Below are 5,969 nucleotides of genomic sequence, written 5' to 3' on the forward strand. Positions count from 1 at the left end.
GAAATCAAGTCCGTTTCATTTCAAAACACCACCTAATAGACTGTATTTCAATTAATTCAAAGAGTGATTAGTCCACCTTAACGGGACAGTAGTGACGTCAAGTCTTTGAATAATGGCCTTGTAAAAGTTACGGATTATACCGACTATCAAATCGCCAATAACCGCCACGCCAGGGCGATAACCAAGGAACTTCTTGTATGTAGGCTTTGCATCATACTTCTCTGTCTCTATGAACTGATGGTCGAAATCAACATCATACATCTCACCCTCTTTCAGTTGGCCAGATGCAAATATACAATTGAGCAATAAAGTATTAAGAGTGTCAGCCGTATTGAAATCGTAGGTCTTGCCCATATCTGATGTGTATGAAATGTTTTCTTGCGTCAGCTCTTTTATCGCTCTGAGGATAGTATCAGAGCTACAAGTGCGAAGTGTCGGATGAAGCGAGAGGTGGTTCATCAAATGAGTAGTGACATCCTGGGGTACATGAACCGCCACAGAAGTAGATACTCATGAGAGAACGGATGATTTCGCTGTACTGATAACCGAACGATCTACACCTTAGACCGAGGGTTGAGTCGATTACAGATGATAATGTGGAGCCAAATTGCTCCATGATTGAAAATAATCCCCCAAAAGGAGTGAGTCTCTCATATTTAACTTGTACCTTTGCCATGTCTATCGTCGGATTCTCTTGTTTTTTTGCAACACTGAGATAAGTGAAAATTCTGACATGGCAAAATCCTGAGCAACTTTTTGTTGCTCAGGTACTTAAAAAGTTTAATTTATAATAGTGTTGCGGAATTAAGGATTTATACATTTTATGAAAAAAATATTTATTGTCCTTTTGTTATTTTTTTTCTCACTTGAATTTGTCAAAGGTCAGACCTCTAAACTTGGATATGAGGTCTCGGACTCTGCAGGTGTCCTTGAACTTGTAAAATGGGAAAGAAAAGATAGTATTGTGGATTTGACTAAAGATGAAAAATTAAAACAGGTGAAGGCTATAGGGAAATGCTGCTTTGTATTTAATAATTACATTAAAACAGTTTTACTTCCCGAAGGGCTAGAAGTAATCAATGGAAGAGCTTTCGATACTTGTAAAAATCTACATCGTATATATCTGCCAAATTCTCTGCAAATCATTGGACAAAATTCTTTTAATATGTGCGAAAATTTACGTTTAGACTCACTGCCCCCAAATCTTAAAAGGATAGAATATGGGGCATTTTGGGATTGTTGCAGAATTACGATTTCAAAGATACCAAATACTGTTACTTACATAGGTGGCAAGGCTTTTACATTGTGTGAAAGCATAAAGGAGTTGGCGTTGCCCGATTCTATCACAGAAATAAAAGAACGCACTTTTGCGGGATGTAAAGGATTGAGAAGAATAAAACTTCCCAATTCTCTGCGAACTATAGAGAAATATGCTTTTGCACGTTGTTTAAGTTTGGATGAGATTGCCTTACCAGTATCTATTCAAAAAATAGGAATACAAGCTTTTATTGGTTGTATTTCATTAAAATTAGTTACCTTACCCTCAAAGGTAGAAATAGAGAATAATGCCTTTGACTTATGCAAGGATGTCATAATCAAAGAAAATCAAAAATGACTTTAATAGCTTGTACTTAAACTACAGAAAGTACCCTTTACAAACAAGAATTTGATAGGGATTTTTAGAACTCACCCTGATGGAGATAATCTATCAGACATAGATTGAAATAAAACTCTTACAGATTTTCTAAATGGGAAAAAATTCCATCAGGAATAACGATATTAGATATTATTAATGCATGTTAGTTATGAAACAGAATTATTTAGTCCTCTTTTTACTCATTCCTTTACAAGTTTTCGCTCAGAAAACAAATAATAATTATGAATGTATTTACGAATACACTGTAAAAACAGCGAATGCCGAAACAGAAACTTTTACAACGATATTGCAGTTTGATGCTATTCACGCTAAGTTTGTCGACTATGCTACTTTTCAGTTAGACTCTTTGATGCAGACAGGACAAGCAACCGAAGAGCAGGTAAAGAAAGCAGAAGAGCGCGTGGTGAAAACAGCCTACTACTTTGACCAAACTACCTTTGTAAATGTAGCAGACAAATCAATCTCCGTGTATAGTGTTATCCCTCCAAGTCTTTATTTTTATCAAGAGGGGGTGAACGGTATTTCATGGCAACTTACCGAAGAGATCGATACTATATGCGGCTATCTATGTAATAAAGCGGTAGGAGAGTATGGCGGACGTACTTGGAATGTCTGGTTCTCATCAGAAATTCCATCCCAATTCGGACCTTGGAAGTTTGGTGGATTGCCTGGACTGATAATGTATGCTTGTGATACCGAGAATATCCACCGCTTTAAAGCTATTACGTTTAGACAAGGTACTACGCCAATCACTGCGCCTAAAATATCTAATAGCATTACTACCAGCCGTGAAAAATTTATCAAGGCAAAAAATCACTTTGAAGAAAACCCGATAGCCAACATCCCTACTGAGAGCATTACGGACATGAGAGTGGAAAAAGGCGACGGTGGAAGCAACTCTGTTTTTATCAATGGGGTACAAGTACGCCTACGGACGAATGGCTATGTGCCTTTAGAGATTAAATAATGATGAAAAGATTACTCCTTTATATTCTCTGTCTTTTCGTTTGGATGCAAGCACAAGCTCAAAAAAACTATACGTTGACTGGAATTGTGTCTGACTCTAATGGTATGCCAATAAGCAATGCCAATGTGCAGATTTTAGAAAATAACAAGCCCATTGCCTATACCTTTACCAATGAGAAGGGAAGCTATGCTTTAAGCTACAATAGTTCTAAAACGCAGGTGCTACTTTCTATCGGACATATCTCGTTTGAGAAAACCAAGCTAGTAATAGATAGTAAAGAAACAAAAAAGAACATTACTTTACTTGAAAAAAAGACGCAGTTAAGGGAAGTTGTTGTTAAGGCTCCACAAATAATTCAGCGCGGCGATACACTTTCCTATCGGTTGAGTTCTTTCGCAGGGAAGGGCGATTACACGCTTAGAGATGCAATGAAGCGATTGCCCGGTATAGAAGTAACTAGTTCGGGAAATATAAAATATCTAGGAAAGGATATTTCCAATTTTTACATTGAGGGAATGGATCTTCTTGGTGGACAATATAATGTAGCCACAAACAATATCCCAGCAGACTACGTTACATCTGTGCAGGTGTTGAATAATCATAAAGACGCCAAAATGGACAAAGACGTGCTATCTGATGATGTGGCAATAAATATAAAACTTTCAAAGCACGCCAAGTTTAAACCAGTCGGGACATATGAAGCCATTGGAGGTTTAGGCAGTAATGGAGGACTTTACCAAACTAATGGAGCAGGTATGCTCTTCAAATCGCGTATGCAACTTTTGGGAACATTTAAGATAGGGAACATAAGGGAGTTTGCTACTGATGAAAATATCAATCATTTTCTAAACAACCAGTTAGAATCTTTCGGTGTAAAACTATTGGGCAACTTATCTTCTTCTAGTGCACCACTCAAAAGAGAAAGGTATATCCATCCCAAAGATTATTCCGTTAGTTTCAATCTACTCAACAAACTGTCGGAAAACAAGTCGTTAAGAACAAATGTAGGCTATGCTTATTCCCAATGCAACTATGCTTACAATCATAAGATGTTTTTTGGTAATGGTTTGGACGAATTAGTGCAAGATTATCAATACCAACCTACCTTCACACTTCACAAGCCTACCCTGACTATCGAATACAAGGACAATAGCGATAAACGATATATCACCAATCGGTTTTCATCAGTGGCTTTGTTCGTAAAATCGGAATTGCCAACAGTTGAAAACAATAGCAATTCGGTCTTTCAAAATGAGAAATATCACGATTTAGGGTTTTCCAACAATCTTTCCATACGTTGGAAAACAAATAAGTTTCGCTGGAGTCTTTCCTCTCTTCTCAATTATACTACTATGCCTAATGGCACTATTCGTGTTTCAGACGTAGGAGTAGCCTCTTTTCTGCAAAGTGCAGACAGCAAACAGTTTACGAATCAGGAAACTATTTCTGCCACTTATGAAAGAAGAGCCTCACGATTTTATTTTCCTCTTTCATTCCAATATCGTAGCGATAGGGTTAATTCAGCTTTGATAACTGATGACTATTCAGGCTTTAACCTCGTGAAGGGAAATGAATTAGATTTTTCATTCTCTCCACAATATGAATATACCCACCCACAACGGAAATATAATTTCAAAGCAAACGTATCATTGGCTACAACAAGAATCGATTTTGAAAACGAGGGAACAACTCCATTAAAGAAGCAGAAATGGAGCTTTGTAATTAATCCTTCATTTTATTTTCTATACAATGTTACACCAAGAGCTACGATAAGGCTTCAAGGGGCTTATGCAAACAAGATAGGTGATTTGGCTGATTTTATAACAGCACCGATACAAACCAGTCTGAACTATCAAAGGTACAGTTTAGGGATCTTGAGTGAGAATAGGAGTGTTACGCTCAATGCTATTTACGATTTAAAATATCCAATAGAAATGTTTTTTTTAAATTTTGGTATAGGCTACACACATCAGCATAACAATTTATTGTCGGCGCAGAATGTGTCGCAAACATTGATTAAGGAATGTCCAGTACTAAGTCCTAACAGCACTGACAATATTAATACCTATTTCAATATTACAAAACAGGTAAAAGCTATCAACACCAAGTTTTCGCTGTACGGAATTTATATGCACAGCAAGAGCTTGATGATGCAAAACAGTATGATTTACAGCTATTCGTGGAACAGTCTAAATGTTGCTCCATCTGTTTCATTCAAACCTGTTTCTTTTATGGAGTTATATTATACTTATAGCTTTTCAAAGAACTTTACAAAGGTACAAAACGTGTCAAAATCTTTCTTGTCGCAAACACATGATATCAACTTGGTATTACAGCCTGTAAAAAATCTGCAATTCAAGGCAATGGCAGATATTTCAACAAAGGAAATGTATCAAGATCTTACCAAGACTATGGCTATCTTCGATGCAGGGGTCAGTTACAGACACAAAGCATTTCGTTTCTGTATTGATATGAGAAATATTTTCAATCAACAGTATTATAGTTACACCATTTTTAACATGATGAATACCTACGCTTACAGTTATCACATGAGAGGAAGAGAGTTGCTTTTTACTATTTCATTAACAAAATAAGAATGGCAGGTTTTGTTTTTATAAAGCGACATGACGCTATGCAATGTGGAGCAGCATGCTTAGTAATGTTATGCCATTTGTATGGCAAAAAATATTCTCTACAACAAATATCAAAGAGCTTAGAAAGTTCAAAAGGTGGAGTTTCTATGTATGATATTAGTGAACTAGCAAAAAATAGGATGGTAGTGTCCTTAAAAGTGTGAAATTCATCTTTCCTTTCTCTGTACTTCCACTGTTATTTTATTATTACTGTCCGCTAAACTTTTGGGTAAGATACAAATTTAGGGCTGACACTTCTCACGAGGTATCAGCCCTTTTTGTTATCTTTGCTTTTGCTTCCAAACTCAGATAACATGGGCAAAAGTACACATTTCTTCGGACAGCCGGTATATGGTCAGCTGATAAAATCTCTCGACCATGATAAAATAGTTGAAATAAGCCGTCGAAACGGCGGTGAGCGGTATGTGAAAACCTTTGACGGCTTCACCCATCTTCTTACGATGCTGTATGCAGTCATCATACGCTTCGACTCCCTGCGCGAGATAGAGGCGGCAATGACGGCCGAGGTGCGCAAGCTTCACCACATAGGCATTGACTGGGTTCTTAAGCGCAGTTCCCTGTCAGACGCGAACGCCAGACGCTCGGAGAAGTTCTTTGAGGACGTGTACCGCGACCTTTACGAGTCCAATAAGGACAGACTTTCTTCGGACAGCCGACGCAATGGTACGGAGGAATGGATAAAACGTCTGAG

General features: G+C 37.5%; 5 protein-coding genes and 1 pseudogene. 5 read left to right on the forward strand and 1 reads right to left on the reverse strand.

The window, feature by feature from the left end; all coding sequences use genetic code 11:
- Nucleotides 1-135: 135 nt before the first annotated feature.
- Nucleotides 136-676 (reverse strand): annotated as a pseudogene (locus C7379_RS12330) (transposase family protein); the annotation flags it as partial.
- A 147-nt stretch (nucleotides 677-823) separates the two neighbouring features.
- Here C7379_RS12330 and C7379_RS12335 point away from each other — a divergent pair.
- The 5 genes from C7379_RS12335 to C7379_RS12355 form a co-directional block, all read left to right on the forward strand.
- Nucleotides 824-1,615, forward strand: a complete 792-nt coding sequence (locus C7379_RS12335; protein WP_116617530.1) for a leucine-rich repeat domain-containing protein — start codon at nucleotides 824-826, stop codon at nucleotides 1,613-1,615.
- Nucleotides 1,616-1,805: 190 nt separating this feature from the next.
- The gene (locus tag C7379_RS12340) at nucleotides 1,806-2,624 is read left to right on the forward strand and encodes a GLPGLI family protein (RefSeq protein WP_116617534.1); all 819 of its coding nucleotides are present in this window, start codon (nucleotides 1,806-1,808) and stop codon (nucleotides 2,622-2,624) included.
- The gene (locus C7379_RS12345; protein WP_116617531.1) at nucleotides 2,624-5,218 is read left to right on the forward strand and encodes a TonB-dependent receptor; all 2,595 of its coding nucleotides are present in this window, start codon (nucleotides 2,624-2,626) and stop codon (nucleotides 5,216-5,218) included. The genes C7379_RS12340 and C7379_RS12345 overlap by 1 nt, the downstream gene beginning before the upstream one ends.
- Nucleotides 5,219-5,220: 2 nt before the next feature.
- Nucleotides 5,221-5,421: a cysteine peptidase family C39 domain-containing protein gene (locus C7379_RS12350; RefSeq protein ID WP_116617532.1), complete on the forward strand. Its 201-nt coding sequence runs from the start codon at nucleotides 5,221-5,223 to the stop codon at nucleotides 5,419-5,421.
- 150 nt (nucleotides 5,422-5,571) lie between these two features.
- A partial coding sequence (locus tag C7379_RS12355; RefSeq protein ID WP_116617533.1) for a DUF4372 domain-containing protein occupies nucleotides 5,572-5,969 on the forward strand: 398 nt, incomplete at its 3' end.

The organism is Hallella colorans (assembly GCF_003096815.1).
In the GTDB taxonomy this organism is placed as follows: domain Bacteria; phylum Bacteroidota; class Bacteroidia; order Bacteroidales; family Bacteroidaceae; genus Prevotella; species Prevotella colorans.